Source organism: Emticicia sp. GW821-FHT11C11 (assembly GCF_058808615.1).
This window is the reverse complement of record NZ_JBXARV010000004.1, coordinates 109,608-129,726: the sequence shown is the minus strand read 5'-3', so window position 1 is coordinate 129,726 and position 20,119 is coordinate 109,608. Positions and strand designations below refer to the sequence as shown.

The 20,119-nt window shown below is 41.5% G+C and carries 20 protein-coding genes; 10 read left to right on the top strand and 10 right to left on the bottom strand.

The annotated features are described in order from the left end of the window. Positions 1 to 11: 11 nt before the first annotated feature. The 3 genes from AC1RRY_RS20350 (at position 12) to AC1RRY_RS20340 (ending at position 3,115) form a co-directional block, all read left to right on the top strand. Entirely contained in the window at positions 12 to 1,988 is a 1,977-nt protein-coding gene (locus tag AC1RRY_RS20350; protein ID WP_492823609.1) for an SGNH/GDSL hydrolase family protein, read from the top strand. 61 nt (positions 1,989 to 2,049) lie between these two features. Beyond that, positions 2,050 to 2,268: a hypothetical protein gene (locus AC1RRY_RS20345; protein WP_492823611.1), complete on the top strand. Its 219-nt coding sequence runs from the start codon at positions 2,050 to 2,052 to the stop codon at positions 2,266 to 2,268. A gap of 67 nt (positions 2,269 to 2,335) precedes the next feature. Then, the gene (locus AC1RRY_RS20340) at positions 2,336 to 3,115 is read left to right on the top strand and encodes a DUF3575 domain-containing protein (protein WP_492823613.1); all 780 of its coding nucleotides are present in this window, start codon (positions 2,336 to 2,338) and stop codon (positions 3,113 to 3,115) included. A 154-nt stretch (positions 3,116 to 3,269) separates the two neighbouring features. On the opposite strand, the gene AC1RRY_RS20335 is transcribed toward AC1RRY_RS20340, so the two are convergent. The 3 genes from AC1RRY_RS20335 to AC1RRY_RS20325 form a co-directional block, all read right to left on the bottom strand. Next, a complete protein-coding gene (locus AC1RRY_RS20335) occupies positions 3,270 to 5,198 on the bottom strand; it encodes an STN and carboxypeptidase regulatory-like domain-containing protein (protein ID WP_492823615.1) in 1,929 nt (642 codons plus the stop codon). 97 nt (positions 5,199 to 5,295) lie between these two features. Further along, positions 5,296 to 6,306: a FecR family protein gene (locus AC1RRY_RS20330; RefSeq protein WP_492823617.1), complete on the bottom strand. Its 1,011-nt coding sequence runs from the start codon at positions 6,304 to 6,306 to the stop codon at positions 5,296 to 5,298. Between the two features lie 21 nt (positions 6,307 to 6,327). After that, positions 6,328 to 6,930: an RNA polymerase sigma-70 factor gene (locus AC1RRY_RS20325; RefSeq protein ID WP_492823619.1), complete on the bottom strand. Its 603-nt coding sequence runs from the start codon at positions 6,928 to 6,930 to the stop codon at positions 6,328 to 6,330. Between the two features lie 241 nt (positions 6,931 to 7,171). On the opposite strand from AC1RRY_RS20325, the gene AC1RRY_RS20320 reads away from it, so the two are divergent. The 6 genes from AC1RRY_RS20320 to dapF all read left to right on the top strand — a co-directional run bounded on the left by AC1RRY_RS20320 (position 7,172) and on the right by dapF (position 12,866). Next, a complete protein-coding gene (locus AC1RRY_RS20320) occupies positions 7,172 to 7,888 on the top strand; it encodes a head GIN domain-containing protein (protein ID WP_492823621.1) in 717 nt (238 codons plus the stop codon). Between the two features lie 304 nt (positions 7,889 to 8,192). Next, positions 8,193 to 9,242: a VOC family protein gene (locus AC1RRY_RS20315; RefSeq protein ID WP_492823623.1), complete on the top strand. Its 1,050-nt coding sequence runs from the start codon at positions 8,193 to 8,195 to the stop codon at positions 9,240 to 9,242. A 255-nt stretch (positions 9,243 to 9,497) separates the two neighbouring features. Then, positions 9,498 to 9,851 carry a 50S ribosomal protein L19 gene (gene rplS / locus AC1RRY_RS20310; protein WP_492823625.1) on the top strand — a complete coding sequence of 118 codons (354 nt, stop codon included), beginning with the start codon at positions 9,498 to 9,500 and terminating at the stop codon, positions 9,849 to 9,851. A gap of 148 nt (positions 9,852 to 9,999) precedes the next feature. After that, positions 10,000 to 10,530: a DinB family protein gene (locus AC1RRY_RS20305; RefSeq protein WP_492823627.1), complete on the top strand. Its 531-nt coding sequence runs from the start codon at positions 10,000 to 10,002 to the stop codon at positions 10,528 to 10,530. Positions 10,531 to 10,584: 54 nt separating this feature from the next. Continuing rightward, positions 10,585 to 12,036: a serine hydrolase domain-containing protein gene (locus tag AC1RRY_RS20300; RefSeq protein ID WP_492823629.1), complete on the top strand. Its 1,452-nt coding sequence runs from the start codon at positions 10,585 to 10,587 to the stop codon at positions 12,034 to 12,036. Positions 12,037 to 12,089: 53 nt separating this feature from the next. Continuing rightward, positions 12,090 to 12,866, top strand: a complete 777-nt coding sequence (gene dapF, locus AC1RRY_RS20295; RefSeq protein WP_492823631.1) for a diaminopimelate epimerase — start codon at positions 12,090 to 12,092, stop codon at positions 12,864 to 12,866. Between the two features lie 144 nt (positions 12,867 to 13,010). On the opposite strand, the gene AC1RRY_RS20290 is transcribed toward dapF, so the two are convergent. The 7 genes from AC1RRY_RS20290 to AC1RRY_RS20260 form a co-directional block, all read right to left on the bottom strand. Continuing rightward, positions 13,011 to 13,664, bottom strand: a complete 654-nt coding sequence (locus AC1RRY_RS20290; protein WP_492823633.1) for a response regulator — start codon at positions 13,662 to 13,664, stop codon at positions 13,011 to 13,013. Then, positions 13,657 to 15,396 (bottom strand): tetratricopeptide repeat-containing sensor histidine kinase, encoded by a 1,740-nt coding sequence (locus tag AC1RRY_RS20285; protein ID WP_492823635.1) that lies wholly within the window; start codon positions 15,394 to 15,396, stop codon positions 13,657 to 13,659. The genes AC1RRY_RS20290 and AC1RRY_RS20285 overlap by 8 nt, the downstream gene beginning before the upstream one ends. A 76-nt stretch (positions 15,397 to 15,472) precedes the next feature. Then, positions 15,473 to 16,684 carry a hypothetical protein gene (locus AC1RRY_RS20280; RefSeq protein WP_492823637.1) on the bottom strand — a complete coding sequence of 404 codons (1,212 nt, stop codon included), beginning with the start codon at positions 16,682 to 16,684 and terminating at the stop codon, positions 15,473 to 15,475. Between the two features lie 42 nt (positions 16,685 to 16,726). Next, complete coding sequence (locus AC1RRY_RS20275) at positions 16,727 to 17,647, bottom strand: hypothetical protein (protein WP_492823639.1); 921 nt, start codon at positions 17,645 to 17,647, stop codon at positions 16,727 to 16,729. Between the two features lie 12 nt (positions 17,648 to 17,659). Continuing rightward, positions 17,660 to 18,151 (bottom strand): hypothetical protein, encoded by a 492-nt coding sequence (locus tag AC1RRY_RS20270; protein ID WP_492823641.1) that lies wholly within the window; start codon positions 18,149 to 18,151, stop codon positions 17,660 to 17,662. A gap of 12 nt (positions 18,152 to 18,163) precedes the next feature. Next, a complete protein-coding gene (locus AC1RRY_RS20265) occupies positions 18,164 to 18,649 on the bottom strand; it encodes a hypothetical protein (RefSeq protein WP_492823643.1) in 486 nt (161 codons plus the stop codon). 10 nt (positions 18,650 to 18,659) lie between these two features. After that, on the bottom strand, positions 18,660 to 19,301 hold the full coding sequence (locus AC1RRY_RS20260; protein ID WP_492823645.1) for an outer membrane beta-barrel protein: 642 nt from the start codon (positions 19,299 to 19,301) through the stop codon (positions 18,660 to 18,662). A 371-nt stretch (positions 19,302 to 19,672) separates the two neighbouring features. On the opposite strand from AC1RRY_RS20260, the gene AC1RRY_RS20255 reads away from it, so the two are divergent. Beyond that, positions 19,673 to 20,113 carry a DinB family protein gene (locus AC1RRY_RS20255; RefSeq protein WP_492823647.1) on the top strand — a complete coding sequence of 147 codons (441 nt, stop codon included), beginning with the start codon at positions 19,673 to 19,675 and terminating at the stop codon, positions 20,111 to 20,113. Positions 20,114 to 20,119 lie beyond the last annotated feature (6 nt).

Genomic DNA, 20,119 nt, shown 5'->3' with positions numbered 1-20,119 from the left:
GTCACAAATCTATGGCGCTACGTTATCTATTTCGTTTTGCATTAATAGCCAGTTTAATTTGCGGTTTTCAGTTACAGGCACAAAAGCTCAGCTTGCTGCCAACTGAAAACCGCAATGGTTTTGAGAAAGTTAATTTTCTGCTCGACGGCACCCCAGCTTATTATATAAAGCCACACACGCCACTGCCGGGGAATCCGTGGGTCTGGCGGGCTCATTTCCCCGACTGGCATGTGAGTATGGACAGCATTCTGCTCCAAAAGGGATTCCATGTAGCTTATATCAATACCAACGATCGGTATGGCGACCCACAGGCTATGCTCAAATGGGATGATTTCTACCGTTATCTTACACAAAATCTTTCGTTTTCACCCAAAGTTGCGCTGGAGGGTGTCAGCCGGGGAGGTCTTTATGTGTATGGCTGGGCAAAACGGAATCCTGAAAAAGTAAGTTGCATTTATACCGAAGCCCCCGTCTGTGACTTTAAAAGCTGGCCGGGTGGCAAAGGAAAAAGCAAAGGAGACGAGAAATCGTGGAAACAACTGCTGGATGTATACGGCTTTACTGAAGAACAGGCACTGGCCTATAATGATAACCCTATTGATAATCTGGAAGGACTGGCGGCTTATAAGATACCGATTCTGCACATTATAGGTTTAAACGACAAATTGGTACCACCCGACGAAAACACATTCAAACTGGTGGAGAAATATCAGAAACTGGGTGGGCCTGCCTATGTTTACAGCATGAGCCGGGGAGAGCAAAAGCTGGAAGGCCATCATTTTCCGATTGAACACCCGGAATGGTGGGCCGATTTTATCATTCAGCATTCTACACCCGTTGTGCAGCCACTGCCTAAGGCCAACTACATACAACTAAGAGGCGGACTGGAACATTTTTATATAAAAATTGCACAAAAAGAAACCATAACTGTGGCTTTTCTGGGTGGTTCTATTACCCACAACAAAGGTTGGAGAGACAAAACGAGCCAGTACCTGAAAGAGCGGTTTCCAAAAAAAACGTTTACGTTTATCAATGCCGGTATACCCTCATTGGGTAGTTTGCCGCATGCTTTCCGGTTTGAGCAGGACGTACTAAACAAAGGTATTCCTGACCTGCTGTTTGTAGAAGCAGCCGTGAATGACCATACCAACGAAACCGACAGCCTTACGCAAATAAGGGCATTGGAGGGCATTGTCAGACATGCCCGCAAAAGTAATCCGAATGTAGATATTGTACTGATGTCTTTTGCCGACCCTGATAAAACAGCCGAGTATAGGAAAGGGCTTGTTCCGCTGGAAATCAGAAACCATGAATCGATAGCGAATCATTATCAGCTGCCATCAATTAATCTGGCCAAAGAAATAGCCGACAGGCTGCAAGCCGGAGAGTTTAGCTGGGAATATGATTTCAAAGACCTGCACCCTTCACCTTACGGCCAGGAGATTTATTTTCAGAGTATCAAGTATCTGTTGCATATGGCTGATACGGCTTTTCAGGCTGATACTTCTGCTGTAATTAGTCCTAATACGCTGCCAAAACCAATGGAAGGTAAGAGTTTTGAAAGCGGAAAATATGTTTCAATCCATGCGGCAAAAATACAAAACGGCTGGCAACTGATAGAGCAATGGCGCCCGACAGACGGTGCAGGCACCAGAAACGGATTTGTGGACTGCCCCGTATTGGAAGCTACAACACCGGAGGCATCGCTGACACTTGATTTTACAGGCAATGCTGTAGGACTGGGGATTGTATCCGGGCCCGATACGGGTGAAATACTTTATAAAATAGATAACGGCCCTTATCAGAAAATGGACTTATATACGCAATGGAGCAACGCCCTGCATCTGCCGTGGTATAAGTTGCTGGCAGTTGGTCTGTCAGACAAAAAACATACGCTGCATTTAAAAATCAGTGCATCGAAAAACCCAAAAAGTAAAGGTACAGCCTGCCGTATAGTTTATTTTTTGGCAAACTCTACCCAAAAATAGGTTGTATTTAAAATTAATTGATTATTATTGAGTTTGCAGTAAAGATTACCAGTAAAAGTGCATGAAAAATTTCAATCTTAAGTCTTATCACGTCAGAGCCATGAATGCTTCAACTGAGGAAGAAAAAGCAGGCATCAATCAGGAACTGAAAGAGCTATATGCCACCTTGTCGGACGAAGACAAGAAAGACTTCAACGAGCAGTTGCAAACATTTCTGGTTAAAGAAATGGCGGCCATCAACTCAATGTATGCGGCATCGAAAGAAGAAAATATGAATTAATAATCCGTTACTGGCGCATAGATGCCGATATCAATACATCTGTCAGTAATAACAACATCCCATTTACGTGAAAACTACCTTTGGTCTACTCTTTTGTTTTTGTATCTCATTTCTTTCTTTTTCTCAAGACGACCGTCCGAGTGTTCTGAAAGTTAATCTTACCTCTCTGGCGCTTAAGACCTATTCGATACAATACGAAAAAGCAATAAGCGATCACTTCAGTTTTGCCTTGGGAGTTTCGCATCGTCCGGCACAGCGAATTCCGTTTGCCAGTATGATTGAAAAATACATTGATGAGGCCGACAAACGTATTGATTATATCAATTTAGAAAACGTAAAAAAGGGGGAATCTTCTATCGGTTTGTTTAATGTAACACCCGAGCTGCGTTTTTATCCGGGCAGAAAGACTGCACCTACTGGTTTCTATCTGGCACTATATGGAAAGTACGAGCGTTTTTTTGGCAATATCCCTGTTTTTGTAGACATGCCCTATCATGGCAATATGGTCAGAGTTGAACTTCCGGTGGAAAGTGAATTTAAAACACTTTCAGGTGGGCTCATGATTGGCAGGCAGTTTCGTTTAGGTGAAAGGTTTACACTCGACTGGTTTATAGTGGGCGTGCATTTGGGTAATATCAAAGTAAAAGGAGAGTCAGCTCAGGATCTGAAAGACTATGATGACCAGTTTATCAATGAATTGAGAGAAAAAATTATTGATACATTCCAGATAAACGAAAAGTATCTGGCGCTGCAGGTTGATAAGCAGGGTGTAAGAATCGATAACGCCCGTAATCTGAAATACTTTAATCTCCGCGGTTTTGGGTTTAATCTGGGATACAAGTTCTAATACAATTTGCTACTGTTACAGCGAATAAATTCGCCGACTATCATAACAAAGGAACTTGTATTTTATAGAGCTGACTTAAGTCAGCTCGTTTTAAACAATTCTATCCTTTACTAAAATCGCCGCCGAATTTATTCGGTATACTTCGATTATTCTATCAGATACTACAGATTCTGATTCCGGCCTGATAACCCACCCATGAGGTAAGGTTGGCGCGCTCACCCAAGTATCTTCCCTGTTTTTCATAGAACTTAAATCTGCTGAAAGTACCCAGGTTAATCTCCGGTTGCTGGGTTGCATGGAAATTAATGGTAGGTGCTACAAAAAGAGCTATGCGGGGTGTCAGGTGCACCTCAAGACCCAGGCTGCCTTTTATCAGTTGATTCAATTCCCACTCTTCCACATCATTTTGTAAATGAGAGCTAACTACGTCAAAATTGAGCCAGAGCATTTTGTTCATGCGCCAAGCGGTGCCTAAGCCGTAACCAAGGCTAAAAAGCGGCTTGCCCGGCTCATTAAAGCCAATACCGGCAGTAAAAATATTATAGAAGCGGCGCACACCTGTTTTAAAAGTGATATTGGCCGGACTAACCTCGTCATTGCTGAGTTCAAGGCGTTTATAACCACCTCTTTTTACGAAGCTGATCAAACCGACAGGTACCGAGTTAGATTCTTCAGCGACGTTTAAAACACCTACCTGCAAGCCTTTGTCAACTTTATAGGCAATGTTTAGCACCCCTGCCTGTACCCCTGTGAAATTATTGCCTACATGATTCAGAAAACCAGAAGCCTGCACGCCATCGAAGTTGTCGCCCACCAGATTGGCGAATCCGGCTGCCTGCACGCCACTACCGCTGTGCACTATGGCATTGGCAAATCCGGCGGCCTGAACCGAGTTCCGGGTATGATTAAGCACCACATTGCCAAACCCTGCGGCTTGTATGCCACTTAAATTTCCCAGAACCACATTTCCCATACCAGATGCCTGCACACCATAAGCATTGCGCCCTACCAGATTGGCAAATCCGGCTGCCTGCACACCGTTTACATTTTCGCCCACCAGGTTAGCGAAACCGGCTGCCTGTATTCCATCTACCCTGCCTCTTACCAGGTTCATGAACCCTCCTACTTCCAGTTTTCTTACCCCGAGCGAATAGCCCGCAATGATATTGACCGAATAGTCGTTGATCACGTTTCCGCTCAGATAATGGTTGGTACCTATAAACGGTAGAAAGGATATCTGCGACGGACGGTAGAGTGTGTCCTGGATATTATCTAGGTGTATATTCTGTCTCGTGGTTATCAGCCAGTCGGTTAACTGCTTGTGTGTATCGCGCAAAACATCTTTTGTTTCGCTCCAGTATTGGTCATAATCTACCGGTCTTCTTGATTTATCGTAAGTTGTTTTTACGTCGGTATCAGATGGCACTACCGGCATGCGTGGGATACTATCCAGCTTTTTAGCCGGCAGCGTATCTTTTATAATAACGGGAAAAGGCTTTCTTTCTGCCACCCGGATAGGCTTGCTGGGCAGAAGTGAAATATTAATAGTAGCATCATTTTTGGCTTTTACGGCTACTTCTTCTTGACGATAGTTCTGTTTTCTCACCTGCAGGTTCACGTTTTGTAATGTAGCAGGTATTTTCAGGCGATAATAACCATATTGGTTGGTGACGGCAGACGCCAGTGTAACAGGTTCATATACACTGGCCTTTTCAATTTTTAAGCCCGTCTCCCCGTCTGAAACGTAGCCCATCACGAAAAAATCCTTTTTCAGTTCTTCGATATTTCTTTTCAATATCACATAATTACCCCTGTTTTTAAATGTTACCGTGTTTCCGAAAACGGCGTTCAACGCCTCGCGAACCGGTTGATTCTGCACGGATACCGACACACGTTTGTTGATATCGATCTCGTCAGGATTATACGAAAAGCTGAAACTGCCCGCATTCGCAATCAGTTTCAGGGCATTGTCAACTTTTTCGTTGGTGATTTTTACAGTGATTACGCGTTCGAGCGGTGGGGTATCCTGAGCAAACGACTGGGATAGGTGCAGTAAGAAAATAAACGTTAATAGCTTTTTCATAAATTAATCTCTTTTTGTAGCTATGACATCCGAAAACATTTCCCCCCCTATCTGAAAACTATTTTTTTTCGGTTGCAGCAAAAAACAGGAAGCAGGTTTATTCAGAGCATCCCTGTCCCTCTAATACGTATTTACCATCTTTAGAAGAAACCGTAAGGTTGAGCGTTTCGGCAATGATATTCAGGGCGTCAGGCAATGATTCATTATTGAATCTGGTAGTGAGACGACAGCTCTTAATGAGATTATTGTTGAACGATATGTCGGTGTGATAGCCTTCGGCCAATACCTTCACCACCTGCTCAAGGCTTTGGTTTTCAAAAACAAAAACTTTCGTCTTATAGGCAAAGGCGTTTTTATCGGCAATCAGTTTCCTTATTGTATCGTTTTCTGTTTCAAAAGCTGCCTGTTCGCCCGCTACCAAAAGGGTGGCTTTCTTTTTGTTTTTAAATTCTACCTTACCGGTCGCTACACTCACCTCTACGTTTTTATCATATGCTTTTATATTAAAAGAAGTACCCAGCACCCGGATGTCAGACCCATTGGCGTGAATCACAAACGGTTTGGTTTCATCTCTTTTAATGTCAAAAAAGGCTTCTCCTTTCAAATCAATTTCGCGGGTGTCGCCTTTAAAATCTTCCGGATACGTAAGCGTGGTATTATTGTTCAGAAAAACAATGGAGCCGTCAGGCAGGGTTTGTTGCAATGTATTGCCTGTGGTAGTGAGCGCCAGCATTTCCGGTTGGCGGCCTGTAAAGAAATAAGCCAGCAAGCCTGCCGTAAGTACTACAAATATACTGGCAGCAATGCCCAGCGTGAAGAATCTCTTTTGCGGCGCAGCAGGTTTCATAGGAATCACCTTCGCCTGCGAGGGGGCATCCATTTTTGCTTTTACTTTCAACCAGGCTGCGTCGGTATCAACCGTTTGTGTTTTCTCTTCCTTAATATCCGCTATCTTATTCCAGATAAAGGCGTAATCATCCAGTTCTTTTTGGTGGGTATCATCTTCCTGCAGCCACTTTTCAAGCAAAGCATCTTCATTAACATCGGTTTCCCGTGCCAGATACTTACCTAAAAGGTCTTCTTTATTATCTGAATGATTCGTATTCAAGTTTAGAATGCTTTTGCCTGATTAAATGTACCAATATTCTATATTCAGCCTTACCAAGCCATCTATTAACAAAATCACCAGAGGCAGGTACTCTGCCAGTTCGGTTCTTAATATCTTCAAAGCCTTACCCACCTGATTCTCGACTGTTTTGGGCGAAAGCCCCAGTTGCTCTGCAATTTCATGGTATTTCAACTCTTCAAAGCGGCTCATTCTGAAAATCAGACGGCATTGCTCGGGCAGTTTTTCTATGGCCTCTTCTATGCGCCGCTCCAGTTCATTTTTCATAACCGCCTGCCCTACTGATTCATAAGAACTTTCATAATAATTGTTGGCGTATTCCTGATACTCCTCCCGTATCTTCAGGTGCTTGATCCGGTTCAGACAATGATTATGAACAGCCCGGTATAAATATGATTTCAACGAAATGCTGATTTCGAGGTCTGCTCTTTTTTCCCATAACGCTGAGAACAGATTCTGTACAATTTCTTCTGCTTCTTCCATCTCTCTCAGAATCGAGTTGGCATAATTGCAAAGGCTCTGATAGTATTTCCGAAATACAACTTCGAAAATACGCTCATTTCCCTGCCTGATTGCACCAACTATTTCCTGCTCAGATAATTGCACCCGGTAAAGTTTAAAAGTTTATGCAAACATAGCTGTTTCTATCGAAAGTTTAAAAATTCAATTTGATGAACGGTTTTTTTATAGGACAACCCACCGCGCAATTACCCCCATTTACTTTAGTAATTTTTTTTATTTGTTTTTGCTGAACTCAGATTTCAGAAAAAAAACAGAAAAATTTGGAATGCTGATGGGGGTGCCTGGCATGTAGCTTGTCATAGCATCAAATACAAAAAAAACAATTATGAAAAAACTAACAGTTTACAGTGTTTTAGCCATGCTATTGATGGCATTAGGAATGAGCTCATGCGGAATTATTCAGAATGGAATTGAGCCGCGGAACCCGGAAGACAAGCGTTACAATGTGGATGATTTCGATAAACTTGAAATAAGCAATGCTTTTCATGTAGAAGTGAAACAGAGCGCCAACTACCGGGTTTTTGTGAAAGGAGACCGCAGGGATATCGACGACCTGATTGTGAAGGTAAGCGGCGGAGAACTGAAAATGTACTTTTCTAAATGGCGTGCCAAACGCTACCGCATGGAAGTAGAGATTGAAATGCCCAACCTGAAAGAAGTCGATTTCTCGGGTGCAGTTACTGCTTATGTAAAAGGCTTCGATAACCTCGACCAACTAGAAGTCGACTTGTCGGGTGCTTCAACCGCAACTTTTGTAACCAAAGCCAGAGCCTACGAAATCGATTTGTCGGGGGCATCAGAACTGACCATTGAAGGTAATGGTAAAGATCTGGAGGCTGAAATTTCAGGCGCATCAAAATTGTATGCCTTTGATGCCACCGTAGAAAAAGCTAATCTGGATGTATCGGGTGCCAGTTCAGCCAAAGTAAACGTAAGCGATAATCTGCGTGTAAGCGCCAGCGGAGCAAGCAAAGTAAAATACCGTGGCAACCCTACGGTGAGCTCCAATACCTCGGGCAGCAGCCATGTAGAGAAAGATTGAATAGACCTAACCCTCTCTCCAACTGTGGGGAGAGGGCTAATATTCTCCTCCCCATTGTTGGGGCGGCCCGCGTAGGGAAGGTTGGGATGGGGTTCTAACTAAGGATTATTTCTGAATCTACCAACAAAAACAATGGCCTTCTTAACGGAAGGCTATTTTCATTTCTGCTGAATCACTCAACTATAAAATCCATTCACTGGTCGACTTTCCGGCAATAAAATTTTCTGTCATTTTGATTTTTGCGCAAAAATGGGGTTATTCGTGGATCAAAAACGAACAATTTTAAACTTATACAGATAGTATTATGTCAGAATTCATCAGTGGCATTCAACAAGTCGGAATCGGAGTAAAAGATGCAGGCCAGGCCTGGAGTTGGTATAACAGAGTTTTGGGGTTGAATGTCCCGCTTTTTGATGATGTGGCCGAAGCCAAATTGATGACCCCGCACACCAATGGAGTGATCAGACAGCGCCGTGCCATTCTTGCCCTGAACATGGCAGGCGGTGGCGGAGCAGAAATATGGCAGTCGAATCGCCCGGCTCCTCTGGCACCGGAATTTACCCCTGAACTGGGTGACTATGGTATATTTGCCTTGAAAATTAAATGTCAGGATGTTAAACAATTTGCCGCAAAGCATGGTTTAAAAGTAGAAGCATCGCCCGAAAACAAAGACCATAGCTGGTTACAAGACCCGTACGGCAACCAATTACAGATTGTGAAAGACGACTCGTGGTTCAAACCTAAAGAGAGTAATACAGGGGGAGTTATCGGGGTTATAATCGGGGTAAGCGACATTGACAAGGCTTTGAAACTTTATAAAGATACGTTGGGAATCAGCGAACTGGCGTATGACCAGAGCGGCACCTTCAAAGATTTCGAGACACTTGGCAAAGGTAATGCACGTTTCAGAAGAGTGCTGTTGCGCAAGGCTATGAATAATCAGGGGGCGTTCAGCCGCTTGCTTGGTAATGTAGAAATTGAGCTGGTACAGGCGCTGGATACCGACGTGAAACCAAGAAAAATATTTGCAGGCCGTAGCTGGGGTGACCTGGGTTTTATACACCTGTGTTTTGATACGCTGAATATGGACGGCCTGAAAGCATTGTGTGCAGCCAGCGGTTTTCCGTTTACGGTAGATAGCAGCGATACTTTTGATATGGGTGAAGCAGGTGGACGATTCACGTATCTGGAAGATCCGGACGGCACGCTGATAGAGTTTGTGGAAACGCACAAAGTGCCTATTTTAAAGAAAATCGGCTGGTATCTGAATCTGAAAAAGAGAAAAACACAAAAACCATTGCCCGACTGGATGGTAGCCACTATGGGTTGGGGCAAAGTAAAAGAGAAAGAATAAAACACCGCAGAGGGGGCAACGAATATATTTATACGAAATTGAAAAATTTTATATTTTTTTTCGTTCAGGCTTTTTCTGAGTATATTTTTTCACTATATTAGCATCAACAAAGGCAACAAATGAAAAATCCATTCGTTTTTTGGATTTTACACTAAGAATTATTAATTTTGCACTCCGGTTAGGAGAATGCTGGATTTGTACGGTTCAGCCGCTTCACTAAACGAATAAATTAATAGTCAAGTAAATAACAAAGAAATGGATTTGATTAAATTGGTTGAAGCAGAATCTGCTGCCCAAAGAAACAACCACCCCGAGTTTAAAGCCGGAGACACAGTAAACGTTCACGTTAAAATTAAAGAAGGTAACAAAGAACGTATTCAGGTTTATACCGGTATGGTTATTCAGCGTCGTAACGCTGGTACAAATGGCGAAACTTTTACAGTTCGCAAAATTTCAAACGGTGTAGGTGTAGAGAGAATTTTCCCTATTTTGTCACCGAACATTGATAAAATCGAGGTAGTACGTAACGGTAAAGTGCGTCGTGCAAGATTGTTCTTCCTACGTGGAAAACAAGGTAAAGCAGCCCGTATTAAAGAATTAAAGAAATAATGTACATCAACCGGCCGGTTAAACCATCGGCGGTTTCAGATGTCTAAAGATAAAAGTAATAGCTTTTTCATAATTTTGTATGGGAAAAGGTCGCTTCTTTGAAGCGGCTTTTTTTGTATCCGGCTACCAGCCATAAACCATCCAAACCATGCAGTTTTCACTCGAAAAATCAATAGCTGTTCTTGAACGCACCCCGCAAGCCCTGGAGTTATTTCTGAACGGACTCGATGCCGACTGGATTATGAACAACGAAGGCGACGACACCTGGAGTGTATATGATGTCATAGGCCACCTGATACATGCCGAAAAAACCGATTGGATAACAAGAGCCGAGGTAATCTTGTCGGATAGTGCCGATAGGGTCTTCCCCCCTTTCGACAGATTTGGGCATCTTGAAAACATTGGTACTAAAACATTGCCGGAACTGCTGGAAGAATTTGTGCAGGTGCGTAAAGAAAGTCTGTCCATATTGCGTACAATGAACCTGACTGATGATGACCTGAGTAAAACGGGTATTCATCCCGCATTCGGCGAGGTAAGCCTGGCGCAATTACTATCTACCTGGACAGTACACGATATGAACCATATCAGCCAGATTGTGCGTGTAATGGCCTATCAATACAAAACACAAGTAGGCCCATGGGTTGAATATTTACGAATATTGAATCCGTCAAAATAGGTATTGTTCTAAAATCTTTTACAACGAAATTTAAAAGAGAAATTCTTACTATTTATGATAATAAGATTGCAGATAATATTAGCCGTTTGTTTCGCTATTACGTTTACTGGCATTCAAACCAAGGCACAAACGCCTGAACAACTAAAAAAAATCGACCAATTTATACAGCAAAACTTAGATAAAAATCATATTCCGGGTTTATCGATAGCAATTACTGATAAAAACAAAGTGATTTTCTCGAAAGGCTACGGCAGAGATGGAAACAACAAAGCCATAATTAGTAGTAGTCCTTTTGCCATTGCCTCATTGAGTAAGGCATTCACGGCTATGGCGGTGATGCAATTGGCAGAAGCCGGAAAAATCAATCTGGACTCTGCCGTTAAAAAATATATTCCTTCGTTTACAATGGCAGATGTCCGCGCCGACCGGATTACAGTCAAACAATTTCTAAATCAAACCAGCGGTTTATCTGATGTGGTATATCCGGAGCTTACATTTACACAACAGCCTGTTTCTATCCTGAACACCATCGAAAACCTGAAAAATGTAAAATTAGGAAGTAGCCCGGGTGAGAAATTTCATTACCACAACCCAAATTACCATGTAATGGCGCATCTGGTTGAAGTGGTTAGCGAGGATAAGTTTTCAGACTATCTGCAGAAACACATATTTACACCGCTTCAGATGTCACATACCGCCAATTATCAAAGCACACTAGAGTTCAGAAATCGTTTACCTCAAGGAAATATATTTTTGTTTGGTCAAACAAAAAAAATTGACGAACCCGACTGGTTTATAGAGGGCTCTGCGGGTATGGTATCTACCACTTCTGATCTGGCCAAATGGCTGATGCTCTATTTAAATAAAGGAGAATACAAAGGACAAAGACTATTGAGTGAGAATGGCATAGAAACCATGTTTTCGAATCCGGCTAATAGTTCATATGGACTTGGATGGTTTGTAGATGGTGAGAAGAACGTTTCTCATAGTGGTGTACTATGGACCTATCAGGCAGAACAGATGATTCTGACCAAAGACGGTTACGGCATAGTGATTCTGTTTAATAGTGGTATCAATGCCTTTCAGGACTATCATTCATTTTTGCAAGGCGTGCGTAATATACTTAGTAATCAGGAGCCTGAATTTCCTTTCATGTCTGATTCAATCTATGAGTTACTGGTAGCTACTTTTATAATCCTGACTCTCCTGCTCACCATTTTTCGTTTCCGGAATTTAAAAATATGGGTGCATAAACATCGGTCAAAACCAGGTTGGGTGGTTATCAGCAAAAGTATCGTTCGTTTATTGCCTTTAGCTTTTCTATTATTGACTCCTACCTTACTCACTTTATTATCGAAGAGAGTGTTAAGCTGGGAAAGAATTTTTCTGATGGCACCAAGTGTAATCATCTGGTTAGGCATAGTAGCCTTTTGTAATCTCTTAATTGTTGTAGCCAGAACAATAAGGCTAAGAAGCAGAGATAAGTCTGATTTATTGAAATCGTAGCAATATAGTTTCAGGGAAAAGAATTAAGTTTGTATTGAATTTGTTGTTGAATTATGAGCGAGCAAAAATATACTGGCAAATTTTATAAATATCAGGGCACAGGCAACGACTTTGTGATGATTGATAACCGGGACGGACAGTTTCCTGTTAGCCAGCCTTATATTGAACACCTTTGCCATCGTAGGTTTGGAATTGGAGCCGATGGGCTTATTCTGCTGGAAAACGACCCCGATTATGATTTCAGGATGGTGTATTTCAATGCCGATGGCCATGAAGGCAGCATGTGCGGTAATGGCGGACGCTGCACTGTGAGATTCGCCGAAGACCTGGGTATTTTCAGCGGTAGCACTACATTTATAGCCGTAGACGGCGAGCATGTAGCCACTGCAGGTACCGAAACTGTTTCACTGAAAATGGGTGAAGTTCACAGCCTTGAACAACACAATGATTATGACTTCATGAATACAGGTTCACCTCATTATGTGCGATACGTAAAGGATGTCAAAAACTATGAGGTCTTTGAAGAAGGTAAAAAAGTAAGATACGCCGAAGAATGGGTAAAACGAGGCGGCACGAATGTTAACTTTGTAGAAGTGCTAGACCAGGAGACCATTTATGTACGAACTTATGAACGTGGTGTAGAAGACGAAACCTATTCATGTGGCACAGGAGTAACAGCCTGCGCGCTATCTGCTCATTTAAAATATGGAATGAGCAGCCCGGTAAAAGTAATTACCAATGGCGGTAATCTGCAAGTATCTTTTGATGAAAGTTTTAAAAATGTATACCTGACAGGCCCTGCGATAAGAGTATTTGAAGGGACATTATAATATGCTGTAAGCAGATAAATTTAACCTGTTTAATTGACTTACTATCCTGAGACCGGAGGCTATGCTTCCGGTTTTTTGTTGTCGTCTAAACGAGCTTTGCACAGGCAAAATGCAATAACCTAAGTACTATCAGCACAGTTGATTCTACTCAACCCCAAGTTTTACGGCAAATTTCACTAAACCAACGGTGCTTTTGCAGCCGGTTTTTTCCAGCAGGTGCTGACGGTGATTATCGACTGTTTTTTTGCTGATGAAAAGCTTTTCGGCTATTTCTTCACTGGTCATTTCTTTTACAATCAGGCTGAGGATTTCCCGCTCTCTCGTGGTGAGTACCGACAACTGCTCCTGTTGTATTTTTTCTTTGTGATACTGGTTATAAATGAGAGGCACGATATCATCGGCAAAATAAGTTCCTCCGTTTGTAATGCGATGAATCGCCTTCAATAATTCGTCTTTCCCTGCATTTTTAAGTATGTAGCCGTCGGCTTCGGCAAGTACGGCTTCCTTAACAGCTACGGCATTATTGTACATTGACAGTATCAAAACCTGAATATGCGGAAACTTGTCTTTTACCATTCTGCACAACTGTGTGCCGCTCAGCAGAGGCATGCTGATATCGGTAAGCAGCAAGCGGAAAGTCTGCGGTTGTTCTACTATGGTTTCATAAGCCGCCTGCCCGTTGTTGGCTTCGGCAACAACGTTGTATTGTGGTATACCTGACAGCATATTTTTAACACCATCCAGCAGCATCTGGTGATCGTCGGCAATGATGATATTTATTTTTTCTTCGTTAACCATTTTGCGGTAGTGTAATTTCTATCTGGGTTCCTGCCAGTTTTTCTGATGCAATATTGATTTTCCCGTCCATCAAATGTACCCTTGCGTAGATATTCTTCCAACCTATGCCTTTCGATTGCAGAACAGCGTCTTTATCCATCCCCTTGCCGTTGTCACGTATTTGTATGATGAGTTTGTTTTCCGTTTTGTTTACCGATAGATTGATGAGACTTGCCTCGGCGTGTTTAATCATATTATTGACCACTTCCTGAACGATTCTATAGATGGAAAGCTGGTTTTGTTGCCGAAATTCTATTGCCCGCACTTCATCACCAATGACAACCTCCATGGTGGTAGCAGATGAGGTATTTACTTTGTCGGCAAGGTTTTCTAATGCCGGAAGAATTCCGAAATTCAGTTCTTCCGGAATAAGATTATGAGAAACATTCCGCACCTCATCTATGGTTTTGTCTACCAGTTTCTGAGTACTTTCTGATGCTTCATTCTGCGGAAGCGACGACATATTGATTTTCACCAGTGAAAGCATTTGTCCTACGCTGTCGTGCAAGTCGCGGGCAATGCGGAAACGCTCGTTTTGCTCACCCTCAAAAAGGGCTTTGGCCGCCATTTCCTGCCTTTGTTGTATCTCTTGTTGCAGTTCTTTCTCCTTTTTGTTCTTGTAACTTTTATAGATAAAATAAGCGGCAAGCAACGAAACCAGAAACAAGACAGCCCCAAACATCAGCCAGTTATTTTTTTGCTTAATCTCAAACTGCTGCTGATTGATGAGGTTCTGTTTTTTCTCCGATTCATATTTTACATTGAGTTCAGTAAGCTGTCTGGTGTTTTCCTTGTTTATAAATTCGCTCAAAGCCTGTGAAAACAATTTATGGTAGGCAAAAGCATTTTTATAGTCTCCTGCTTTGGCGGCGGCATCGGCCATGCTATCATAAGTAGACTCTATAATTTCTCTGGCATCGATCTCTTTGGCAATAACCAGAGCTTTTTCACAAAATTGAATCGCCTTTTTATAATCTCCCATTTCGCCATACAGGTTACCGACGTTGTTGTATGTGGCGGCCATATTCCATTTATCCTTTAGTTTTTCTGAAAGAGAAATGGCCTGCATATTGTAATGGATGGCTTCCTGATAATTTTTCTGAAACTTATACACAATGGCAATGTTGCTGAGTGCCATAGAAATTTTGCCCGGAATATTTTTTTCGGAATATATGGCCAGCGCACTTTTATAGGCAGCCAGCGCTTCCGGATATTTCCCCTGCTGTTCGTAAATAATGCCCTTATTGTTCTGGCAATCGGCTACCAGTTCTTTGTTGCCGGTTACGGATGCTATTTTTTCTGCCTGATCATAATATTCAAAAGCTTTGTCAAATTTCTTCCAGCTTACATACAACACACCGATATTTTTCAGAACATACGGAACAGACTCCTTGTCATTGGCGGTTTCGGCTGTTTTCAGGGCATTCTGATAATGTTCCAATGCCAGCACATTGCTGCCTTTGTCGCCGTAAATTCTACCGAGGTTAAGTTCAGCTCTGATGTAAACTTTAGGTTGCTGCTCACGGATTTCGGCACGTAAAAGCTGTTTGAATTGTATTTCTGCCGAATCCAGTTTGTAATCTTTCAGCAGCTGTAAGGCATGTTCCAGTTTTTGCTGTTCGGGTGATAATACCTGCGCATTTGCCCAAAAGGAAAGCGCAAGCAGGAATAAAATAAAGTAATTTCTTTTCAAGACGATTTGATTTTCCCAAATTTAAAACAAATTATCAGAAAGCCGTTTTATTAAAAAAAACAATTAGTATTGCTTCCTAATCAGGATACTGCTCACTGTACCGTGTTTTCAGGTGTTCTTTATAAAACCTTTTGGCTTCTTTCTTCTGCCCGTTGTTTTTGTAGTAGAGATAGCAATCATAAACCAACCCCGGGTTTGATTCTGATGCATAGAATCCGTGACTATTAATGAACCCGCAAAACTTATCACTAAAGGCTTTATCTTCCGGCTTAATCAGGTACTGCGAAATATCCCTCACAACTAAGGCATAAATTTTCTTGTCAGACAGCCATTGTCTGTTGGCATTATCGGCCTGAATAGCCCATGTATCCAGGTTTGCTTTGATAAAGTTGGCCTTTTCTATATCGTTCAGGCTCTTATCTTTGAGTGTATATTTTAATGCGGTGTTAAACCCTGTTATACCTGCGGCTGTAGTAACGTCTTGTTTCAATGCAGAGGCGAACAGTTCGCTTATTTTCTGATTAACTTTAATATTTTCTTCATCTCTTTTCTTTTGCTCTTCGGTTAGCCCATCAAACGCATCTTTTACCAGGGTAGCCGCCAACATATATTTTGTGTCGTAATCTGCCGGCGTTTTGTAGGTAGTCAATACATTTTTGCCCATGGTGGATTTTAATATATCGGGTATGCTTTGGTAATAGCCGTATTTAATGCCTTTCAGAAAGAGGCTGTCCATCAGCGAATAGTTTTTGGTACGCACCGAAGCTATTATTAAACCCGAATAAAAAGTGCCGGCTATGTTAACGTAATCTGCCCTTTGCACAATATAACCCCCTGTTTGCAGTTTATCATATTTGTCGTTTGTGCGGTCGGCGTAATCATACTGGTGTGCTGCCTTAACGGTTTCGGCATCCACAATCAGATTATCGTCTGGCAGATTAAATCTCTGCCTGGCAATGGCTATTACTTCGTCGTTGTGTTTAATCCTGAGCAGAATATTTGTATACATTGTGTAGCACCTCATCCGGTTCAGTTTATTGAAAATCAACTGGCCTTCTTCTCCTGTAATGTAGGTACCCAGATAGGTGTCGGTTTCGTTGAAAAGTTGGGTCAGTGTTGCCAGTTCGGCATTTGTAAGAGTTCCGTTTCTGGCTTTCTCATCGTATTCTTTGCTGGTGGCAATAAATTCGTTGGTGCGTTGTTGCTTTTCGGTCACTCTTCCTTTTTGTGCGGTGGTAATACCGGCAAAAGCCAGTATACACCAGGTTATCAGGGCTATAGTTTTCATTGATTTGTTTTGGAAATACAGTGTGGCCTAAATATTAATGGTTTATAAGCGTGACGACTTACTTTGAATAGTTATGAAATAATACTTAATTTGGTCTTTAGCATCAACTTCTATACTTACTTCCAGAAAAGGGAAGGCATTTTTTTTGGCATACACTTCAATAACTGAATTACCCTCATCATCCCCATCTGATTGTAATAAAAACTCCGGTTCCGGATAGTTCTTCTGTATATAATCAATTAATACTTTATCAAGCAACAGGGATTTGGCATACAATTCGGTTAACTCATAAGAGATCGACTTGCCATCGGTACTTTTTTTTATGGTTTCTTTACCCAAACCAATTTTTACGGTTGGTTCATGCATCTGAGGTGTTTCAGATACTTTTTTACCGAGAATAGCCTTGAAGTCTGATTCGGCATTTAACAGCAATGAGGCAATTTTGCTTCTGTAATTATTTTGTGTAGGTATAGTAGCAAAGTTTTTGGAATAACCATATATGTTAATGACCAGATGAAAAGAGAGGTCATCATAAAAATCTGTGTACATCTCCATTAGCGGCATTACAGTTCCTTTAGGGAAAACCTGAACTGTGTATGTCTGAAAAGTCTCCTCTTTACTTTCCTTTACATCATATTTTGATGCATCAAAATAAGTTTTTAGGAATTCTTTAGCTGCTATCTCCAGTTCTTTGGCATTCTTATGTTCAGCATCCAGATTGTAAGTGGCACCTTTCTCATTCTCTTTTTTTATAATCAACTCACTACCTATTCCCAATTGTAATTTTGAGTCATAAAACTGAAACCCTTTCATTGATAAAGAATTATCAATATTACCGGTAATGTTCACAAAGTCTGTTTCGGCGTGCTTTAGCAGTGTCGTAAGTTTTGTTTTGTAGTTGCTCTGTGCAAATGCTGTGGAGGTAGCAACGAAAAATAAAAGGCTCAATAAAGTGTTTTTCATATAGCTATGTTTTTATTTATTAAATAAATTTCTGTCAAATTTGTATACGGTCAGTATAAGCAGTCCGCCCGTACCTTCCAATAGTTTTACATCTGCCTTTATGTGTTCGGCAATATCTACCACTACTATTCTTCTGTCTTTTGACCCTTCGCTCAGATTGCTGTGCTCTTTACTGTCGAGCACCATAAATCTTTTTTTGAGTTTAATTAACTCTTTGGCAATGATATCCATAGTTTCGCCGGATGCGTTACCGTTATAAGTACAGCTAACCCGATAATCGCCAAAAGTTTCTTTCAGCACTACTTTGAAACCTGATAAAAGCAGTGTGGATTGATATGCCGTACCTACCGTTGCCAGTTTTTCATCTTTTGCACCTTTTAATTTTTCTATGTCTGCATCAATGAGGGCTTGTACTTCCTGAGCGAAATTATTCTGAATCTGTGCCTGAACTTTAATGGCTGCCAAAGCAAATAATGCCACCATAAGGACTATTTTTTTCATCATACTTTTTCTGTTTTATTTTCCGTACATCGTAATACCAAAGTTGCTCTTGCCCGGCTCTGAACCACTTTTATAATAAATGGTTTTAAAGATGATGAGCGGTCTTCTATCGGGGATATTCAGGTAAACATTCGTAATTTTATACCCCTCTTCTTCAGTGCCGTCGCTAACGATCTGATATTTTTTACCATCGGCAAATTTCGATTGAATAAACTCTTTCACGTCTGCTTGCACTTTTTGAGATTGTGCCAAGGGGATTGTCCAGTTCAGTGTAACAGCATTCGGAAATTTACCAATCTTAACTTCGCCTATATCGGCGTTCAATTTTGAGGGATAAAAAACCGAAGCTGTGTCGGTTTGCCTGGCTATAATATCTTGAAAATTATTATCGGCATGGACATAAAATGCATCCAGTAAAGGTTTGTAATCCTTTTGCTGCGCTTGTGCAAATGAGACAATCAGTATTTCACTCAAAAGGACGAAGAAGTATTTACTTTTCATTTTTCAGGTTTTATTCTACTAGTGGAATGTTAAAGCTGAGACTAAAGCTGCGTGTTTTTGCCGTACTGTTGGCACCTTTTGCCAGGTTAGCCAATCCGAGATCATACTGGAATTTAAACAGACCAAACTGCATCTGGATGCCTACTCCATAATCCAACCTGTTCAAATCATTTCCGAAATCTATTTTTTCTTTGTCACCATTGCCTACTCTGAATTTTTTAGTGCCCGACAGCGCATAAGACGCAAACGGCCCTATACCAATATTATACGAATCGGCATTATAGGCTAAAGGCAGGTTGAGCTGCAGGTAGCTTAGTTTAATATCAGCAGCCGAATTGTTAATGATACTCGATTTCGAAGTGCCCTTTTTTACAAATTGCAAAGTAGGAAAGATACCTGAGCCGGAGGCATCGTCTTTATACTCTTTCAGATTGAATGGCACGAAGACAGCGATACCCACGTGATAGCCAAAGTTGCCTGAGCCATCCTGTCTTTCACCTCCTATTTTGTGCGGAATACCAGTCATATTAATACCGCCTAAAATATTGAGCCGTTGCGCCATGGCTGACATCGTAAAAGCGCAAAACAAAAGCGTTGCAAGAGCCATTTTCAAAGTCTTTGAGAGATGACCGGTAGGAAGAATTAATTTCATTTTTTCAGATTAATAATGTTGTTTTAATACTACTGTTTTTGTCTTGCCGCAAATCATCAGGTTGTAATAGAAAGCTCTTGCCTAGTATTTATATTGAGCCAAAAGTTTCGAACTTTTTTAGTAACCAGCGCAGCTATTTAGGCTGTTTAATTTGCTGATACAAAGTTCTTACATACCCTATGGGTAAACAATAGGGGCTAATTATCAATTCTTATGGGTATTAATCCCTATACAGCAGATCAGTAAATGTTTATTGTGTCGTTGGTTAATAATCAAAAAATAGCTTATTTTAGAAGACGTTACGAAACAAAAGCATTTCATGTCTGCATGCTGCCGCCATTGCAGCAAAGGATATCGTAACCTGAATAAAAATGAAAGCATATTTTGAGAAACTTTTTGCGCATGAACAATGGGCTAATGCACAGGTACTGGAAGGATATCTGAAAGCGCCGCAAGCTCCTGCGCGGGCGCTTGAGTTGTTGTCGCACATGGTTGCGGCACAGAAAATCTGGATAGCACGCATTAAAGGCATCAGTACTGACACTAAAGTCTGGGAGCTTTACGAAAAAGAAGCATTGAAAGACTTACAGGCAGACAATTTCAAAGAACTGACTGCCCTGCTTGAAACCGAAGATTTCAGCCGTACGGTTACTTACCGGAATTCCCGGGGAGATGAGTTTAGCAATACCGTGAGTGATATCCTGACACATCTGGCGTTACATGCCTCCTATCACCGGGGTCAGGTAGTGCTGCTGATTAAAGGGCAGGTGGAGCCCTTACCTACCACCGATTATATTTTTTACTACAGATAACCCAAG